Here is a 16,114-nt window from a genome sequence, read left to right on the forward strand (position 1 = left end):
TACGCTTTTTTGAGGCACCGCCATGAGCAAAAACCCTGATCCCTGCGAGTCCCTGATGCTGGATAACCAGCTGTGCTTCGCCCTGCACTCGACCTCGCTGCTGATGACCAAGGTCTACAAACCCCTGCTGCAAGCCCTCGGCCTGACCTACCCGCAGTACCTGGCCATGATGGTGCTGTGGGAAGAAGATGGCTTGACCGTCGGCGAAATCAGCAGCCGCCTGCTGACTGATCCAGGCTCGCTCACGCCCCTGCTCAAGCGCCTGGAGGCTGAAGGCCTGCTCAGCCGGACCCGTAGCCGCGAAGATGAACGGGTCGTCGTCGTCGAGTTGACCGCTGCCGGCCGTGCGCTGCAGGACAAGGCCATGGGCATTCCGCAGTGCATCCTTGGCGCCAGCGGACTGGAGCTGGAACAGTTGCTCAAACTGCAGGCTGACCTGATTGCCCTGCGCAGTCATTTGCAAGCCAGCGTCTAACCCCCTTCCCCCTTGTAGGAGCCAGCTTGCCGGCAAGCCGGCTCCTACCGTTTGTGCATCGAGGGGAAAATTTTTAAAATTTATCTTGCGCACTAAACATTAGCGCTATACATTCACCTCACCAACTACTTAGCGCGCAAACATTTAGCGCTAAAACCCAAGAGGACGACACCATGCAAACGCTCTATACCGCAGTAGCCACCGCCACCGGCGGCCGTGATGGTCGCGCTGTCTCCAGCGACAACATCCTCGACGTCAAACTCTCCACCCCCAAGGAATTGGGCGGTGCCGGTGGCCAGGCCACCAACCCTGAGCAACTGTTCGCCGCCGGCTACTCGGCCTGCTTCATCGGCGCACTGAAATTCGTCGCCAGCCAGACTAAACGCAAAATCCCGGATGACGCCTCGATCACTGCCCACGTCGGCATCGGCCAGATCCCCGGTGGTTTCGGCCTGGATATCGACCTGCATATCAGCCTGCCGGGCCTGGCCCAGGACGAGGCGCAAAGCCTGGTCGATGCCGCCCACCAGGTGTGCCCGTACTCCAACGCCATCCGTGGCAATGTCGAAGTACGCCTGCACGTTGCCGTCTGATAAACAGCCGCGCATAAAAAAACCCGACGCTAAGTCGGGTTTTTTGTTGGCGAGCCAGAATTACTTCTTGGCGCGGCCTTTGTACGAACCACCTTCGCGGGTGTCGATCTCGATCAGGTCGTCGATTTCGATGAAATCGGCTACTTGCAGTTCGGTACCGTTGCTCAGCTTGGCTGGCTTCATTACCTTGCCCGAAGTGTCGCCGCGAGCGGAACCTTCGGTGTAGGCAACCTTACGCACGATAGTGGTCGGCAGCTCTACGGAAACCAGGCGCTCTTCGAAGAAAATAGCTTCGCAGACGTCTTCCATGCCTTCTTCGATGAACGGCAGAACGGCTTCGATATCTTCAGCGTTCAGCTCGTACATGGTGTAGTCGGTGGTGTCCATGAACGTGTAGGTGTCGCCGCTGATGAAGGACAGGGTCGCTTCTTTGCGGTCGAGGATCACGTCGTCCAGTTTGTCATCGGCGCTGTAGACGATCTCGGTCTTGTAACCGGTCAGCAGGTTCTTCAGCTTGGTCTTCATGATTGCGCTGTTACGACCAGACTTGGTGAACTCAGCTTTCTGAACCAGCCAAGGGTCGTTTTCGAGACGGATCACTGTACCGGGTTTCAGTTCTTTACCAGTTTTCATTGCGTATATCCGAAATTTGGATGGGATTTACAAAAATCAAGGTCGCGTATCATATCCAACTTTCATAAAACTGTACCAGCGCCGTCGCAAGATCGGCCTGCAAGCCTTGTTCCAGACACCACGTCTGCGCATGCTGGTTCACCTCCGGCCAGTGCTCCAGCAGCATTTTCCACGCTTGTGCCATATCGCCATCAGTGTTCCAGGCTTGCCAGAGTGCGATCAATGCAGCGCTGGCAGCCGGTGATAAAGCCGCGGTGTACAGCGCGAGGAAGGCATCGAGCTTGTCGAGGTGGATGTCTTCGTCCTGCCGATAGATGTGCCACAACAGCGGCCGCCCGGCCCACTGGGCACGCACGAACGAGTCTTCGCCGCGCACCGCATTGAAGTCGCAGCACCAGAGCAGGCGGTCATATTGCTCCTGGCGCACGAACGACAGCACCTGCACGGTCAGGGCGTCGCGCTGATGCACGTCCCCCGCCACCAGGCCTTCCACGCCAAGCCAGCGCTGCACATCACCGAGGATGCGCCCTTCCGGGACCAACAGGTGCGTGGGCCGCACGTCGCTCGACAACACATCCAGCCAACGGCCCAGCCCGGCATTTTCGTAGGCGAACAATGAAATCAGGCGTGCTCCCTCTGTCGCAAATACGCCCAGGGCCTGCAGGAACTGGCGCTGTGCAGCTGCGTCCTGCTGAAACGCCTGGCGCTGCTCCAGCAATCCAGCCTCGCGCAGCAGCCCACCGGTGCCCGGTCGGAAGCCCGGGAAAAAGAAGTACTTCTGCACCCCCTTGAACTTCACTGACGGCAGGCGATGACAACCCACCACCCACTCTTCGGCGCTGAGGTAGTCGAGGTTCATCCACAAGGGCGCACGCGCGCTTGCGGCCATGGCTTCCATGTACTCGGGCGGCAACTGGCAGGCGAACGCGGCGATGACTACATCGGCGGAGGCCGTGTCCCGCCATTCGGTCGGCCAAAAGCGCACTTCCACGCCCTCTTGCCATTGCTCGTCCAGGTGCACATCGATTTCCGGGCACATGCGCTCGAAGGCCCGCAGGTCGTCGACCCACAAACGCACGTTACAGGCGTGCTCCACCACCAATTGCCGGGCCAGGCGCCAGGTCACGCCGATGTCGCCGTAGTTGTCGACGACGCTGCAAAAAATATCCCAGCGGGCTTTCATTCCGGGCTCCTACGATCAAAGGCCCGATTGTCCGCATAAATGCCCTGATGCAGAAGGCTTGATCGCGATTATTCTGCACAGCGGCTGTGCGACAATCGCCGCCACGCCGCAATTGCCTGCCAGGAGGCCATCATGTCGGATCAATCGTTGTCGCTGCCCAAGCTTACGTTCGCCATCGCCATGGGGGTGTGGCTGGGGTTTATCGCCATTGTGCTGACCAGTTGGCTGGCATCGCGCTACCTCTTCCCGCAAACCCTGGCGCCCGTGGCCCAAGCTGTCCAGCAACTGGGTAAACCGGCGGTGGCTGTGCCGGAGCCGCCGAACCGAATGTTCGAGCAGTATCAACAGAACCTGCAGAAGCAGGAGCAACAGCAGAGCCTGGATCAGGCCCGCACCAACGCGCGCAACCTGTCCAACCCCAAGTGCCAGTTCTGGCTGCAACAGGACCAGAACGCGCCCAATGAAAAGAGCCGGGCAAATGTCCTGCAATTTTGCGAATGATCAAGCACAGCCATGAATAAACACGCCGTCCACCAGCTTGTGCTGGAGAAGCTCAGCGTCGATCTCGACATTGCCCAACGCGCCGCGCAGACCGCCTACGAAACTGCGACCCACGAAGAAAACATCGCCGAAAACAAATACGACACCCTGGGCCTCGAGGCGTCCTACCTCGCGGCGGGCCAAGCCAAGCGGGTCGAGGAAATCAAGCAGGCGCTGGCGCTGTGCCAGAGTATGCCGTTGCGTGCTTATGATGATCAGCGCGGTATAGAAATCGGCGCGCTACTCGGGCTGGAAGACGAGCACGGTCGCCAGCAGTGGCTGTTCCTGGCGCCGGACGCGGCGGGTTTGAAAGTGGATGTGGTCGGGCAACCGGTGACCGTCATCACCCCGCGCTCGCCGCTGGGCAAGAGCCTGCTGCACAAATTCGAAGGGGATGAGGTGGAGATTCTGGTGGCGGGCGCCCGGCAGCACTTTACGGTGACCGAGGCCAAATAAACGCCTGCAGGAGCGAGCTGATAGTGGCGAAGGAGCACGCTCCCTCACCACGGCAAGCCAGCCCTGCAATGTCAGTGAACCGGCAATTCGACGCCGTCGAACAGTTCTTCCAGCTCCTGCTTGTTGTGGCACTGGATCGCCTTGGCCATGACTTCACGGGTCAGGTGCGGCGCGAACTTCTCGATGAAGTCGCACATGAAGCCGCGCAGGAACGTGCCGCGACGGAAGCCGATCTTGGTCACGCTGGACTCGAACAACTCGCTGGCATCGAGCACCACCAGGTCTTTGTCGAGGTTGGTATCGACGGCCATCTTGGCCACGATGCCCACGCCCAGGCCCAGGCGCACGTAAGTCTTGATCACGTCGGCGTCGGCGGCGGTGAACACCACTTTCGGCGTGAGGCCGCGATGGCTGAAAGCCTCGTCGAGCTTGGAACGGCCGGTGAAACCAAACACGTAGGTCACGATCGGGTATTCGGCCAGGGCTTCCAGGGTCAGCTTCGGCAGCTTGGCCAACGGGTGACCTTGAGGCACGACCACGCAACGGTTCCAGCGGTAGCACGGCATCATCACCAGGTCACCGAACAGCTCCAGGGCTTCAGTGGCGATGGCGAAATCGACGGTGCCGTCAGCTGCCATTTCGGCGATCTGCATCGGCGAGCCCTGGTGCATGTGCAACGCGACGTCAGGGTATTGCTTGATGAAATCGCGGATCACCGGCGGCAAGGCATAACGCGCCTGGGTGTGGGTGGTAGCGATGGACAGGGTGCCCTTCTTCTCGTTGGAGAATTCCTGGGCGATCTGCTTGATGCTTTCGACTTTGCGCAGGATCTCGCCGGCGGTGGTGATGATGCGCTCACCCGCCGGGGTGACACGGGTCAGGTGCTTGCCGCTGCGCGCGAACACTTCGACGCCCAGCTCGTCTTCGAGCAGGCGGATCTGCTTGCTGATACCGGGTTGCGAGGTGTAGAGGCTTTGAGCGGTAGCGGAAACGTTGAGGTCGTGGTGCGCCACTTCCCAGATGTAGCGCAGTTGTTGAAGCTTCATATGTGTCCCTCAAAGCAAATAGACGCCACGGGTATCAGCGACGGTATATAACTATATTAAAGGTTTGACGGATAAATCTAGAACTTTTTATCGTTATTTACCCATCACACGTCATCACTGCGTCGACGTTGTAACGAAGGCACCAGGTAAACCGGCACGGTAGACAGCTGCAACACCCGAGCTGCGGTACGCCCCAGCGGAGTGGCAGCCGAAGTAGCGTGGCTGTGGCTGCCGACGATCAGCAGGTCTACGGAGAGTTTGCGCAATTGATCGAGTATGACCTCGCACGGATCCCCCTGGATCACCCGTACCGAGCGAATCACCTTCAGGTCCTGCTCCCCTTCCCCCAACTCCTCGCGAAAACTGTCCAGCACCCGCTGCTCGATCGTCGCCATCACCGTGGTCAGCCCCTGGCTCTGCCATTCACTCAGGGCCTTCTCATCAAGGTAGCTCTGCAACACCGATTCGGCGAACAACCCGATCGGCTCGACCACGTGGATCACGTACAGATCTGCCTTGAACGTCCGCGCCAGCGCCAACGCATGCTGCATCACATAAGGCGCGTACAGACCAAGGTCCGTGGCAAAGAGCATCGAGCGAATCATAGAACCTCCTGGACTGCCAGGACGGCGGAGATTGAATCAGCTTAGCAGCGCCCGGACGACTTGGATTGACTTAGCTCTTGACTTCATTACTGATGCCATGGGGCACATGCCCGGTGGCCACCACCTCCCTGGCTTTCTCGCAATGACCGGCCTGGTCATCGAAAAAAACATCGGCGGCGAACGCTTCCAGGAACGCGGATTTTTCCAGCCCACCCAGGAACAGCGACTCGTCCAGGCGAATATCCCACTCGCGCAACGTGCGGATCACCCGCTCATGGGACGGCGCCGAACGCGCAGTGACCAACGCCGTGCGAATCGGGCAGTCCTCGTCCGCAAACTCGCGCTGCAAAAGGTTCAGCGCGGCCAGGAACCCCTTGAACGGACCGCCATGCAACGGCTGGCGCGCCGACTCGCGCTCGCTGGCCTGGAACGCTTCCAACCCGCCGGACTGGTACACGCGCTCCGACTCATCGGAGAACAACACCGCGTCGCCGTCAAAGGCAATCCGCAATTCCTCACTGGAGGCACGGCGTGGACCGCCGGACAAAATCGTCGCTGCCGCAAACCCCGCATCGAGGGCACTGCGTACATCCTCAGCATGGGTGGAAAGAAACAGATGGCAACCGAACGCTGCCAAATAAGGATAAGGACTACGCCCTCCGACGAAAGCGGCGCGGGAAATATCCAGGCCGTAATGCTGGATGGAATTGAACACACGCAAGCCGGTGTCGGCACTGTTGCGCGACACCAGCACCACTTCGACCCGGGCACGGCCGAGGCTGGCATTCAGGCTCAGCAGCTTCTTGACCAGCGGGAAGGCATCGCCCGGCTCGAGGATTTCTTCCTCGTGTTCGATCTGGTACTGGCGGTAGGTCTCGACCCCCTCGGCCAGATAGACCTTGTGGCTTTCACTCAAGTCGAAGAGTGCCCGCGAGGAAATCGCCAGCACCAACTTGTCACCCAAACCCCTGGCCATGGTGTGCTTCCTCACTCAGCGATTATGCCGATCAATAAAACTCAAGGCCTGATACAGCGCCTGCATCCGTGGCAATTCGCAACCAGCGGCTTTGGCTGCGGCGAGTGGCCGCGCATAGATCGCCGCCAGTTCCAGCGGGCGTTTATGCACGTGGTCGTGATACATGCTCGGCAGGTAGTCGTCCATGGTTTCAGTCATGGCGAACATCTGCTCGGCGTAACTGGCAGGGATTTCATGCCCGCAAGCGTGGGCGCCCTGCACCACTTCGGCCATCAATGCCTGGATCAACTCGCGGCTGGATTCGTCCGCCATCATCGCCGTGGTGCCGGTCCCCAGCAGGACGGACAGGCCGTTGTAAGGCACGTTCCACACCAACTTGTGCCAGCGCGCCTGATGCACATTGGCCATGGCCTGGGAGTCGATGCCGGCCTGGTGGAACAACGCGGCGCCGGCTTCGACAATCGCCTGCCGACGGGCGTCGTCGTTGGCCGCGGTGCCACTGTGATACCCGAGGTTGACCCGCCCCAGCGCCTGGTGCTCGACCACGCCAGGCGCGGAGCGGTGTACGCCGATGTAGCAGAGCCCACCCAGCAGATGCAGCGACGCCGGCAAGTGTTCACGCAGGCTGTCTTCCACATCCAGGCCGTTCTGCAGCAACACCACCTTGGCATCCGGCGCCGCGACCTGGGCGATAGTCGGGGCCAGCTCAACGTTACCCGTGGACTTGGTGCCCACCAGCAGCCAGTCGCACGGCGGCATGTCGGCGGCCCGTGCGTAGGCCTGCACCGGATGCAGGTGTAAGTGGCCATGCACGCTGCTGTTCAGGTGCAAGCCATGCTCACTGACCGCCGCGTATTCGCTGCGCAACAGGAAGTGCACATCGAAACCGGCGCGCGCCAGCATCAGGCCGTAGAAACCACCGATGGCGCCGGTGCCGATAATGCCAATGCGGGGCGACTGTGCTGTCATGGCAGATCCTCTGGAGTACGGGTAAGCGCTTGATTGATCGCGTCGGTAAGGTCAGTGAGTGTAAGACGTGTCTGTAACTGCCCGAGGAATTGACCCTCGCACACCACGAACAACGCGGGCAAATGAAAGATCTGGTAGCGTTCGACCGCGCCGCCGTTGTGGCCGGCATCCACCCAGCACACGCGGTCAATCGGCAGGGACCAGCCCGGTAGCTGCTGGCGCGCCCAACGGCAACTGGAACACCCGACGCTGGTGAACACCACCAGCGAAATACCTGGCAATCCCAGCAATTGCTGGTCAATATCCAGGTCGGTCAATTCCAGTTCCTTCACTATACTGCTGCCACCGCCGTCAACTGGACGGTGCTCGGAGTCCGTGTACATGGGTCGTTTTTTACCTCACCCTGATGATGTCGCTGTCGAGTTAATCCAACGTCCCTCTCCTGCCCTCCCCCGCCCGCGCCTGCACACGGTCGGCCTGGGCGGCATCGCCTGCCATTGGCCACGCGCCTGGCGCCAGGGCACAGCCGTTGACCTGCACATCCCGTCCCTGGGCGCCAACGCCCGGTATCCGGGGTATGTAGCCTGGTGCCGCAAGGTCGAAAACGGCTATCGCATCGGCATCTCGTTTACCGATGAGCATGCGTTGTTCGGCGCGCGCATGGGCGAACAAGCATGCCGGATGGAACGCTACTGCCGCCAGCACGAAGATGCCGAACCGACACCTGCACAACTCGAAGCCCTGGCCCGCGAGTGGGTGGCGCGCCATGCCAGCGAGTTCTCCCATGAAGCATTTGTGCGGCCTGCACGGGATTAAAGCGGGCTTTGCCCATTGTCGCGGGCCCGTGTTACGCGCTAAGGTTCCTCCCCCCTGTATTCAAAATCATGCTGTGCCCGCCGCACGGGGATGGCTGGCGGCCGGCACCCGTGACCCTGGCGAGTAACACGATGGCTGATTTACCGATCAATGACCTTAACGTCGAATCCAACGAGACGCTGATCACACCCGATCAGCTCAAGCGCGAAATCCCCCTGAGCGACGCTGCCCTGCAGACCGTCACCAAGGGCCGCGAAGTCATCCGTGACATTCTCGACGGCACCGACCACCGCCTCTTCGTGGTGATCGGGCCCTGCTCGATCCACGACCTCAAGGCTGCCCACGAGTACGCCGAGCGCCTCAAGGTGTTGGCAGCGGAAGTGTCCGACACCTTGTACCTGGTGATGCGCGTCTATTTCGAGAAACCACGGACCACCGTGGGCTGGAAAGGCTTGATCAACGACCCGTACCTGGACGACTCGTTCAAGATCCAGGACGGCTTGCACATCGGTCGCCAGTTGCTGCTGGACCTGGCAGAAATGGGCCTGCCCACCGCCACCGAAGCCCTCGACCCGATCTCCCCGCAGTACCTGCAGGACCTGATCAGCTGGTCGGCCATCGGCGCCCGCACCACCGAATCCCAGACCCACCGCGAAATGGCGTCCGGCCTGTCGTCGGCCGTCGGCTTCAAGAACGGCACCGACGGCGGCCTGACCGTGGCGATCAACGCGCTGCAATCGGTCTCCAGCCCTCACCGCTTCCTGGGCATCAACCAGGAAGGCGGCGTCTCCATCGTCACCACCAAGGGCAACGCCTACGGTCACGTGGTGCTGCGCGGTGGCAACGGCAAGCCCAACTATGACTCGGTCAGCGTCGCGCTGTGCGAGCAGGCCCTGAACAAGGCCAAGATCAAGCCGAACATCATGGTCGACTGCAGCCACGCCAACTCCAACAAGGATCCGGCCCTGCAGCCACTGGTCATGGAAAACGTCGCCAACCAGATCCTCGAAGGCAACCAGTCGATTATCGGCCTGATGGTCGAGAGTCACCTGAACTGGGGCTGCCAGGCGATTCCAAAGGACCTCGCCGACTTGCAGTACGGCGTGTCGATCACCGATGCCTGCATCGACTGGGCTGCTACCGAGAACACCCTGCGCAGCATGCACGCCAAGCTCAAGGACGTCTTGCCCAAGCGCAAACGCACCTGACAGCGCGGTTGAATCGAGCGCACACAAAAACGCCGGGCTAAGCCCGGCGTTTTTCATGCTGCAGCGTGTGGCTTACAGCTTCGCGGCATGGCGCTGGTGGCGCTCCATGTAGCGTTCGACATAGGAGCAGGACGGGATCACCGTGTAGCCGGCCTCTTCGGCGAACTTCAGCGCTTCTTCGGTCAATGCCGCCGCAATACCACGGCCGCGCAGCGCGTTGGGCACGAAGGTCCGATAGATGTCCAGGGTCTGCTTCCCGAGGTCCATATAGGTCAGATAGGCACGATGACCGTCCACATTGGTCTCGAACTGATGACCAGCCTGGTCATGGTGGATGGACAACGCCTCGCTCATCACTACTCCTCGCGGGTCTAAGATTGCGACCCCTACCTTACCGATGTTTTTCCGGCGAAGGAACATCTACGCCACCCCGTGCCGGTTTCGACAACGAGAAAACCTTTAGCGCTCACAACCAGCACGTAGAGAATAGTAGGCACCAATCCTGCCATTGCTCAAGCCGCACTCGTCATCCTTGCCATGGGTGGATATAGAAAGGGCCTCGATCAACCGGTGACCGATAGCCTGAACATTTGCCGGCCGTTGAACCTTGAGACGAACTGCCGCTCTTAAAGTCACTCTACATGCGTAAAAGATGCCAGGCGCGGTAAAGGCAAGCAGCGCGAAAGTGTCGGCCTCGATATATAAATTTTCATCTGTTTACAAGGCTTAACACATGCGGGCCGGCCCTTTCAGCCTGGATCCAATTTTCGCCCGACTGCAAAAAATTGGACGGTTTTTATACAAACCTCCAAAAGATTAGCCAAAATAGATTCGGCACAAGAATTTTTTTTGCTTCTTGCGCTACGTCAGTTTACTTACTACAAGTAATGAGTAGTATGTACGCCGGCTATGAACTCACTCTGAGGAAATAGCCATTTAATAGAAAGTCCTTGAAGGGGAACACGATGAACAACGTTCTGAAATTCTCTGCTCTGGCTCTGGCCGCAGTTCTGGCTACCGGTTGCAGCAGCGTCTCCAAAGAAACCGAAGCTCGTCTGACTGCAACTGAAGACGCAGCAGCTCGCTCCCAGGCTCGTGCAGACGAAGCCTACCGTAAAGCTGATGAAGCTCTGGCTGCTGCTCAAAAAGCACAACAGACTGCTGACGAAGCTAACGAGCGCGCTCTGCGCATGCTTGAAAAAGCAAGCCGCAAGTAATAATCCCTCGGGGTTGTTATCAAGCCGATCCATTCTTGGGTCGGCTTTTTTATTGCCCGCGATTCGTGCCTCGATTGCCGCGCAATAAAAAGCCCGCCGCAGCGCAAGGCCGTGGCGGGCTCAGGGTCGAGCAGGCTTATTGCTGCAGGTCGATCGGCGCGCTGGACGCTACCGGCGCTGCACCCGGCACCCCGATTTCGGTGGGCAGGCCGTCTTCGGCCGCGACCACATCACGCACCTGATCCCAGTTCACCCGCAGGTTATTGGCCAGGTCTTCACGCTTGAGCAGGGCGTTGATCACCGCCGTGTGCTTGTCGACCACCGAAGGCGTGCCGTCGTCGTTCAGCGGCGTATGTGCCTCGAGGTAGACCTTGCCGCCGCTGCTGCCGAACTTGTAGGCATCGTTGATGATGCGCACCGAGGTACCCACCGGCACCATGCTGGCCATCTCCAGCACGTTGTTGTTGAACATGCGGAAGCAACCGTGGCTTGTACGCGTGCCGATACCAAATTTCATGTTCGAACCGTGGATCAGGTAGCCCGGAGTGCCCAGGGTGAACTTGAACGGTCCCAAAGGATTGTCCGGACCGGCCGGCACCACGTTGGGCAGCGGATCGCCATTGGCCGCGTGCTCGGCCTTGATCGAGGCGGGCGGGGTCCAGGTCGGGTTGGGGATCTTGCCGGTAATCGTGGTGTGGGCGACCGGCGAGCCCCAGCCCTCACGGCCGATCCCCAGCGGGAAGGTGTAGACCACGTCCTGGCCCTTGGGGAAGTAATAGAGCCGGTACTCCGCCAGGTTGATCACGATGCCTTCCCGAGGACCGGGCGGCAGGATGAAACGCGTCGGCAGCACGATGTCAGTGCCCGCCCCCGGCAACCAGGCATCCACGCCCGGGTTGGCCGCGACCATCTCCGAATAGCCAAGATCATAGGTCGTGCCCAGGTCGGCAAAGGTGTCTTCGTACTTGGCCTTGATCACCTGGACCTGACCGACGATGTCCTCGCCTGGCGGAGGCAGGGGCAACTGCAAGGCTGACGCAGAACCGGCCGCACAAAGTGCAGCAAGAGACAGGCAGCAGGTGACGACGGAAAGGCGCGACAACATCCGGAAAATCCTTCGCAGAACGACGGGTAGGTTAAAAGCAAGCTGCAAGCTACAAGCTACAAGCTACAAGCTTTCAGCCGCTAGCTTACAGCTTATAGCGTGAAGCTTGCAGCTGCATCTAGAGCTCGAAACGCAGCTCCGGCCAGATTGGCGGCGTGCCGCGCTTCTGGGACTCCAGAATCGCCCGGCACAACGGGCACAGGCGCTGGTCCTGGAAGATCGAGCGATCGACCAGCGACCACCGCGGTTGCGCCGGCAGTAACGTACCGCACAGGGTACGATCGATGGAGCCGCCCAGTTCCAATTGCCGCGTGACCAGATGCACCCGCACTTCCTGGCAGGCGAACAGATCCAGCTGCTCGTCCGGCTCGATCAGTTGGTAGTTAAACAGGGACCAGGCAGGACGCGACATCAAGGGCTCCAAATCGGGGGGGCGCCACCTTAGCCGAAAGCCTGCCGGTAGAAAAGCGTCAAAGCAGCGGTTTTAGCGTCGGCCAGACATTTTCCAGCAACTTGCCCTGGGCGCCGACCGCCGGGTGCAGTTGATCCGCCTGCATAAGCTCGGGATGACCACCGACGCCCTCAAGGAAAAACGGCACCAGCGGGACATTTTTTTCCTTCGCCAGCGCCCCATACACTTCAGCGAATGCCGTGGTGTAGCGCGGGCCGTAGTTGGGCGGCAACTGCATGCCCAGCAACAGCACCTTGGCGCCGCCGGCCTTGGACTGATCGATCATCGACGCAAGATTTTGTTTCAATTGCGCAGGCGGTTGGCCGCGCAGGCCGTCATTGCCGCCAAGCTCGATCACCACGACATCCGGCTTATGCTCTGCAAGCGCCGCCGGCAGGCGCGCCAAGCCTCCGGCACTGGTGTCGCCGCTGATGGAAGCGTTGACCACTTTATCGTCGAAACCTTCCTTCTTGAGCCGTTGTCCCAGCAACGCTACCCACCCTTTGCTGGTATCCAGGCCGAAACCGGCACTGATACTATCGCCAACGATCAGGACTGTACCCGCCGCTGCGTTCTGGGCCATGCACATCAAGGCCAGACCAGCACTCAAAAACCACATTCGCATCGGATTCTCCATGGGCGCAAGCATTCTCACCGCGCGGAACCTTAGCAAAGTGGTTCCCAGCGCGGAAGGTGAACTGACTATCCTGCACGAACTGAGCCTGGAACTGAACAAGGGCGATAGCCTGGCTATCGTCGGTGCTTCCGGCTCCGGCAAATCCACCCTCCTCGGCCTGCTGGCCGGCCTCGACCTGCCCAGCAGCGGCGAAGTCACGCTCGCCGGACAAGCCCTCAGCACCCTCGACGAAGACCAGCGTGCGCGCATCCGCGCCGAGCACGTGGGCTTCGTGTTCCAGTCCTTCCAGTTGCTCGACAGCCTCAACGCCCTGGAAAACGTCATGCTGCCGCTGGAGCTGGACGGCCGCAAAGACGCCCGCGAGCGCGCCACCCATTTGCTGGAGCGAGTCGGCCTGGGCCAACGCCTGACCCACTCGCCGCGCCAGTTGTCCGGCGGTGAACAGCAACGAGTGGCGATCGCCCGCGCGTTCGCTGCCGAACCGGACGTGCTGTTTGCCGATGAACCCACCGGGAACCTCGACAGCCACACCGGCGAGCGCATCAGCGACCTGCTGTTCGAGCTCAACAAAGAAAGCGGCACGACCCTGGTGCTGGTCACCCACGACGAGCGTCTGGCCCACCGTTGCCGACGCCTGATCCGCCTTGAAGCCGGCCTGATGGTCGCGCCCCTGGAGCCTTGATGGCACGTTTGCCGCTGTTGCGCCTGTTCAGCCTTGCCATGCGCCAATTGCTGCGCGATGCCCGCGCCGGCGAATTGCGCGTGTTGTTCTTCGCCCTGCTGGTAGCGGTAGCGGCCAGCACCGCCATCGGCTATTTCGGTGCCCGCCTCAATGGCGCCATGATGCTGCGCGCCACCGAGTTCCTCGGCGCCGACCTGGTGCTTGAAGGCAGTTCGCCGGCGCGGCCCGAACAAATCCGGTCGGGGACCGAGCTGGGCCTGGATCACGCCCGGGTGGTCGAATTCTCCAGCGTGATTGCCACCGACAACGGCATCCAGCTCTCCAGCATCAAGGCGGTCAACGAGCAGTACCCGCTGCGCGGTGAGCTGAAAAGCGCGGCTGCGCCGTTTGGCGATGAAACCCCGGGAGGTGGCCCGAAGCCCGGTGAAGCCTGGGTGGAGGCGCGGCTGCTGACTGCACTCGACCTCAAGGTCGGCGACAGTATCGATGTCGGCATGAAGACCCTGCGCCTGGCCCGCATCCTCACCTACGAACCCGACCGCGCCGGTAACTTCTACAGCCTCACGCCCCGGGTGATGATCAACCTGGCGGACCTGGATGCCACCGGTGTGGTCCAGCCCGGCAGCCGCGTCAGCTACCGCGAACTGTGGCGCGGGCCACAGGGCAGCACAGCGCTGCAAACCTATCGCGACCTGGTCAAGCCCGGCCTCGCCGCCAACCAGCGCCTGCAGGACTCGCGAGACGGCAACCAGCAGATTGGCGGCGCCCTGGGCAAGGCCGAGCGCTACCTGAACATGGCAAGCCTGGTGGCAGTGCTGCTGGCCGGTGTCGCCGTGGCCTTGTCGGCCAACCGTTTCGCCACCCGCCGCTTCGACGCCAGTGCATTGTTACGCTGCCTGGGGTTATCGCGCCGTGAAGCGATGTTGCTGTTCAGCCTGCAATTGAGCGTACTGGGCCTGCTGGCGAGCCTGACCGGCGCCCTGCTCGGCTGGCTCGCGCAGTTTGGCCTGTTCTACTTCCTGCACGATCTGCTGCCGGCGGACGTACCGCCTGGCGGCCTGCTGCCGGCCATCGCCGGGATCGGCACCGGGCTGGTCGCCCTCGCCGGCTTCGCCCTGCCGCCACTGGCGGCATTGGGTCGGGTGCCGCCGCTGCGGGTACTGCGTCGCGACCTGCTGCCGATTCCTTCCAGCACCTGGATGGTCTACGGCGCAGCCCTGTTCGCCCTGGGCCTGATCATGTGGCGCCTGAGCCTCGACCTGGTGCTGACCTTCGCCCTGCTCGGCGGTGGCGTGGTGGCAGCGCTGGTACTCGGTGGCCTGCTCCTGTTGCTGCTGCAGAGCCTGCGACGCTTGCTGGCCCGCGCCTCCCTGCCCTGGCGCCTGGGCCTGGGACAATTGCTGCGTCACCCGCTGGCGGCGGCTGGCCAGTCCCTGGCCTTTGGCCTGATCCTGCTGTCGATGGGCTTGATTGCCCTGCTGCGCGGCGAGTTGCTCGACACCTGGCAAAACCAGTTGCCCAAGGATGCGCCCAACTATTTCGCCCTCAACATCCTGCCGGCCGGCAAAGACGCGTTCGGCGCTCGCCTGCTGGAGCTGCAGGCGCAGTCAGCACCGCTGTATCCCGTGGTGCCGGGCCGGCTGATCAGCATCAACGGCGAACCGGTGCAGGAGATTGTCAGCAAGGACTCCAGCGGCGACCGCGCGGTGCAACGTGACTTGAGCCTCACCTGGGCCGCCGACCTGCCACCGGGCAACGCCCTGACAGCGGGCACCTGGTGGTCGCAGCAACCCACCGATGAAATCCCCGGGGTCTCGGTAGAAGCCAAGGTCGCAGAAAGCCTCAAGCTCAAACTCAACGACCACCTGGTGTTTACCGTGGGCGGGGAAAACCGTGAAGCGCGGGTCACCAGCCTGCGCACCATCAACTGGGACAACTTCCAGCCGAACTTCTTCATGATTTTCCAGCCAGGCACGCTGAAGGATCTGCCCGCGACCTACTTGACCAGCTTTTACCTGGCGCCTGGGCACGACCAGCAGATTGTCGATCTGTCACGTGCCTTCCCGGCCGTGACCATCCTGCAGGTCGAGGCACTGCTGGAGCAGTTGCGCAGCATCCTGGCGCAGGTGACCCTGGCGGTGGAGTACGTGCTGCTGTTTGTGCTGGCGGCCGGAATGGCGGTGTTGTTCTCCGGCCTGCAGGCCACCCTTGATGAGCGGATCCGCCAAGGTGCCCTGCTGCGCGCCCTGGGCGCCGAGCGCAAGCTGCTGGTCAAGGCCAGGCGCATCGAGTTCGGCTTGCTGGGTGCCGTCAGCGGGTTGCTGGCGGCGCTGGGAACCGAGCTGGTGACCTGGGTGCTGTACCGCTATGCCTTTGACCTGGCCTGGCACCCGCACCCGTGGTTGTTGGTGCTGCCGGTGATCGGTGCGGTATTGATCGGCGGGGCCGGGGTCATCGGTACGCGCCGCGCACTGAATGCCAGCCCTCTGACCGTATTGCGCGAAGGCTGAAAACACAATGGC

20 protein-coding genes are annotated in these 16,114 nt (G+C 61.4%); 9 read left to right on the forward strand and 11 right to left on the reverse strand.

Translation table 11 applies throughout. The features are described 5' to 3' along the window. Positions 1-22: 22 nt before the first annotated feature. Both BBG20_RS07230 and BBG20_RS07235 read left to right on the forward strand, forming a co-directional pair. Positions 23-475 (forward strand): MarR family winged helix-turn-helix transcriptional regulator, encoded by a 453-nt coding sequence (locus BBG20_RS07230; protein WP_065901707.1) that lies wholly within the window; start codon positions 23-25, stop codon positions 473-475. A gap of 173 nt (positions 476-648) precedes the next feature. Continuing rightward, positions 649-1,068 carry an organic hydroperoxide resistance protein gene (locus BBG20_RS07235; protein ID WP_065901709.1) on the forward strand — a complete coding sequence of 140 codons (420 nt, stop codon included), beginning with the start codon at positions 649-651 and terminating at the stop codon, positions 1,066-1,068. Positions 1,069-1,128: 60 nt separating this feature from the next. Here BBG20_RS07235 and BBG20_RS07240 read toward each other — a convergent pair whose 3' ends face one another. Then, positions 1,129-1,701, reverse strand: coding sequence for an elongation factor P (locus BBG20_RS07240; protein WP_003172723.1), 573 nt, complete (start codon positions 1,699-1,701; stop codon positions 1,129-1,131). Between the two features lie 49 nt (positions 1,702-1,750). Continuing rightward, a complete protein-coding gene (gene earP, locus BBG20_RS07245) occupies positions 1,751-2,884 on the reverse strand; it encodes an elongation factor P maturation arginine rhamnosyltransferase EarP (RefSeq protein WP_065901711.1) in 1,134 nt (377 codons plus the stop codon). A 132-nt stretch (positions 2,885-3,016) separates the two neighbouring features. On the opposite strand from earP, the gene BBG20_RS07250 reads away from it, so the two are divergent. Then, positions 3,017-3,385, forward strand: coding sequence for a hypothetical protein (locus tag BBG20_RS07250; RefSeq protein WP_065901713.1), 369 nt, complete (start codon positions 3,017-3,019; stop codon positions 3,383-3,385). Positions 3,386-3,397: 12 nt separating this feature from the next. Then, the gene (locus BBG20_RS07255) at positions 3,398-3,880 is read left to right on the forward strand and encodes a GreA/GreB family elongation factor (protein ID WP_065901715.1); all 483 of its coding nucleotides are present in this window, start codon (positions 3,398-3,400) and stop codon (positions 3,878-3,880) included. A 71-nt stretch (positions 3,881-3,951) separates the two neighbouring features. On the opposite strand, the gene cysB is transcribed toward BBG20_RS07255, so the two are convergent. The 5 genes from cysB to BBG20_RS07280 all read right to left on the reverse strand — a co-directional run bounded on the left by cysB (position 3,952) and on the right by BBG20_RS07280 (position 7,859). Further along, on the reverse strand, positions 3,952-4,926 hold the full coding sequence (cysB, locus tag BBG20_RS07260) for an HTH-type transcriptional regulator CysB (RefSeq protein ID WP_003189876.1): 975 nt from the start codon (positions 4,924-4,926) through the stop codon (positions 3,952-3,954). Positions 4,927-5,030: 104 nt separating this feature from the next. After that, complete coding sequence (locus BBG20_RS07265) at positions 5,031-5,531, reverse strand: universal stress protein (RefSeq protein ID WP_065901717.1); 501 nt, start codon at positions 5,529-5,531, stop codon at positions 5,031-5,033. A 70-nt stretch (positions 5,532-5,601) separates the two neighbouring features. Further along, complete coding sequence (locus BBG20_RS07270) at positions 5,602-6,507, reverse strand: 5'-nucleotidase (RefSeq protein WP_065901719.1); 906 nt, start codon at positions 6,505-6,507, stop codon at positions 5,602-5,604. Positions 6,508-6,522: 15 nt separating this feature from the next. Next, a complete protein-coding gene (locus BBG20_RS07275) occupies positions 6,523-7,476 on the reverse strand; it encodes a putative 2-dehydropantoate 2-reductase (protein WP_065901720.1) in 954 nt (317 codons plus the stop codon). After that, a complete protein-coding gene (locus BBG20_RS07280) occupies positions 7,473-7,859 on the reverse strand; it encodes a YbbN family protein (RefSeq protein WP_065901722.1) in 387 nt (128 codons plus the stop codon). The genes BBG20_RS07275 and BBG20_RS07280 overlap by 4 nt, the downstream gene beginning before the upstream one ends. On the opposite strand from BBG20_RS07280, the gene BBG20_RS07285 reads away from it, so the two are divergent. Both BBG20_RS07285 and BBG20_RS07290 read left to right on the forward strand, forming a co-directional pair. Next, entirely contained in the window at positions 7,858-8,292 is a 435-nt protein-coding gene (locus tag BBG20_RS07285; protein WP_065901723.1) for a PilZ domain-containing protein, read from the forward strand. The genes BBG20_RS07280 and BBG20_RS07285 overlap by 2 nt on opposite strands. A 131-nt stretch (positions 8,293-8,423) precedes the next feature. Beyond that, positions 8,424-9,500 (forward strand): 3-deoxy-7-phosphoheptulonate synthase, encoded by a 1,077-nt coding sequence (locus tag BBG20_RS07290; RefSeq protein ID WP_016975370.1) that lies wholly within the window; start codon positions 8,424-8,426, stop codon positions 9,498-9,500. Between the two features lie 72 nt (positions 9,501-9,572). Here BBG20_RS07290 and BBG20_RS07295 read toward each other — a convergent pair whose 3' ends face one another. Then, on the reverse strand, positions 9,573-9,854 hold the full coding sequence (locus tag BBG20_RS07295) for a GNAT family N-acetyltransferase (RefSeq protein ID WP_003189869.1): 282 nt from the start codon (positions 9,852-9,854) through the stop codon (positions 9,573-9,575). A gap of 611 nt (positions 9,855-10,465) precedes the next feature. Between BBG20_RS07295 and oprI the strand changes: the two genes are divergently transcribed. Next, positions 10,466-10,717: an outer membrane lipoprotei OprI gene (gene oprI, locus BBG20_RS31640; protein ID WP_003172710.1), complete on the forward strand. Its 252-nt coding sequence runs from the start codon at positions 10,466-10,468 to the stop codon at positions 10,715-10,717. A 136-nt stretch (positions 10,718-10,853) separates the two neighbouring features. Here the strand turns inward: oprI and BBG20_RS07300 are convergent, their stop codons facing one another. From BBG20_RS07300 to BBG20_RS07310, 3 genes are all read right to left on the reverse strand, one after another. Continuing rightward, positions 10,854-11,822 (reverse strand): L,D-transpeptidase family protein, encoded by a 969-nt coding sequence (locus BBG20_RS07300; RefSeq protein ID WP_065901724.1) that lies wholly within the window; start codon positions 11,820-11,822, stop codon positions 10,854-10,856. Positions 11,823-11,940: 118 nt separating this feature from the next. Then, positions 11,941-12,234 carry a hypothetical protein gene (locus BBG20_RS07305; protein WP_003172705.1) on the reverse strand — a complete coding sequence of 98 codons (294 nt, stop codon included), beginning with the start codon at positions 12,232-12,234 and terminating at the stop codon, positions 11,941-11,943. 58 nt (positions 12,235-12,292) lie between these two features. After that, entirely contained in the window at positions 12,293-12,898 is a 606-nt protein-coding gene (locus BBG20_RS07310; RefSeq protein WP_065901725.1) for an arylesterase, read from the reverse strand. A gap of 10 nt (positions 12,899-12,908) precedes the next feature. Between BBG20_RS07310 and BBG20_RS07315 the strand changes: the two genes are divergently transcribed. Both BBG20_RS07315 and BBG20_RS07320 read left to right on the forward strand, forming a co-directional pair. Beyond that, a complete protein-coding gene (locus BBG20_RS07315) occupies positions 12,909-13,592 on the forward strand; it encodes an ABC transporter ATP-binding protein (protein ID WP_065901727.1) in 684 nt (227 codons plus the stop codon). Beyond that, a complete protein-coding gene (locus BBG20_RS07320; RefSeq protein ID WP_065901729.1) occupies positions 13,592-16,102 on the forward strand; it encodes an ABC transporter permease in 2,511 nt (836 codons plus the stop codon). The genes BBG20_RS07315 and BBG20_RS07320 overlap by 1 nt, the downstream gene beginning before the upstream one ends. The last annotated feature ends 12 nt before the right edge of the window (positions 16,103-16,114 follow it).

Source organism: Pseudomonas aylmerensis (assembly GCF_001702265.1).
GTDB lineage: Bacteria > Pseudomonadota > Gammaproteobacteria > Pseudomonadales > Pseudomonadaceae > Aquipseudomonas > Aquipseudomonas aylmerensis.

Coding starts and splice junctions, on each gene's coding strand:
- BBG20_RS07240 (WP_003172723.1), bottom strand. CDS start 1,701: ATGAAAACTGGTAAAGAACTGAAACCCGGTACAGTGATCCGTCTCGAA.
- BBG20_RS07285 (WP_065901723.1), top strand. CDS start 7,858: ATGGGTCGTTTTTTACCTCACCCTGATGATGTCGCTGTCGAGTTAATC.
- BBG20_RS07235 (WP_065901709.1), top strand. CDS start 649: ATGCAAACGCTCTATACCGCAGTAGCCACCGCCACCGGCGGCCGTGAT.
- BBG20_RS07230 (WP_065901707.1), top strand. CDS start 23: ATGAGCAAAAACCCTGATCCCTGCGAGTCCCTGATGCTGGATAACCAG.
- BBG20_RS07265 (WP_065901717.1), bottom strand. CDS start 5,531: ATGATTCGCTCGATGCTCTTTGCCACGGACCTTGGTCTGTACGCGCCT.
- BBG20_RS07280 (WP_065901722.1), bottom strand. CDS start 7,859: ATGTACACGGACTCCGAGCACCGTCCAGTTGACGGCGGTGGCAGCAGT.
- BBG20_RS07270 (WP_065901719.1), bottom strand. CDS start 6,507: ATGGCCAGGGGTTTGGGTGACAAGTTGGTGCTGGCGATTTCCTCGCGG.
- earP (WP_065901711.1), bottom strand. CDS start 2,884: ATGAAAGCCCGCTGGGATATTTTTTGCAGCGTCGTCGACAACTACGGC.
- BBG20_RS07320 (WP_065901729.1), top strand. CDS start 13,592: ATGGCACGTTTGCCGCTGTTGCGCCTGTTCAGCCTTGCCATGCGCCAA.
- BBG20_RS07300 (WP_065901724.1), bottom strand. CDS start 11,822: ATGTTGTCGCGCCTTTCCGTCGTCACCTGCTGCCTGTCTCTTGCTGCA.
- BBG20_RS07255 (WP_065901715.1), top strand. CDS start 3,398: ATGAATAAACACGCCGTCCACCAGCTTGTGCTGGAGAAGCTCAGCGTC.
- BBG20_RS07250 (WP_065901713.1), top strand. CDS start 3,017: ATGTCGGATCAATCGTTGTCGCTGCCCAAGCTTACGTTCGCCATCGCC.
- cysB (WP_003189876.1), bottom strand. CDS start 4,926: ATGAAGCTTCAACAACTGCGCTACATCTGGGAAGTGGCGCACCACGAC.
- BBG20_RS07310 (WP_065901725.1), bottom strand. CDS start 12,898: ATGCGAATGTGGTTTTTGAGTGCTGGTCTGGCCTTGATGTGCATGGCC.
- BBG20_RS07275 (WP_065901720.1), bottom strand. CDS start 7,476: ATGACAGCACAGTCGCCCCGCATTGGCATTATCGGCACCGGCGCCATC.
- BBG20_RS07290 (WP_016975370.1), top strand. CDS start 8,424: ATGGCTGATTTACCGATCAATGACCTTAACGTCGAATCCAACGAGACG.
- BBG20_RS07305 (WP_003172705.1), bottom strand. CDS start 12,234: ATGTCGCGTCCTGCCTGGTCCCTGTTTAACTACCAACTGATCGAGCCG.
- oprI (WP_003172710.1), top strand. CDS start 10,466: ATGAACAACGTTCTGAAATTCTCTGCTCTGGCTCTGGCCGCAGTTCTG.
- BBG20_RS07315 (WP_065901727.1), top strand. CDS start 12,909: ATGGGCGCAAGCATTCTCACCGCGCGGAACCTTAGCAAAGTGGTTCCC.
- BBG20_RS07295 (WP_003189869.1), bottom strand. CDS start 9,854: ATGAGCGAGGCGTTGTCCATCCACCATGACCAGGCTGGTCATCAGTTC.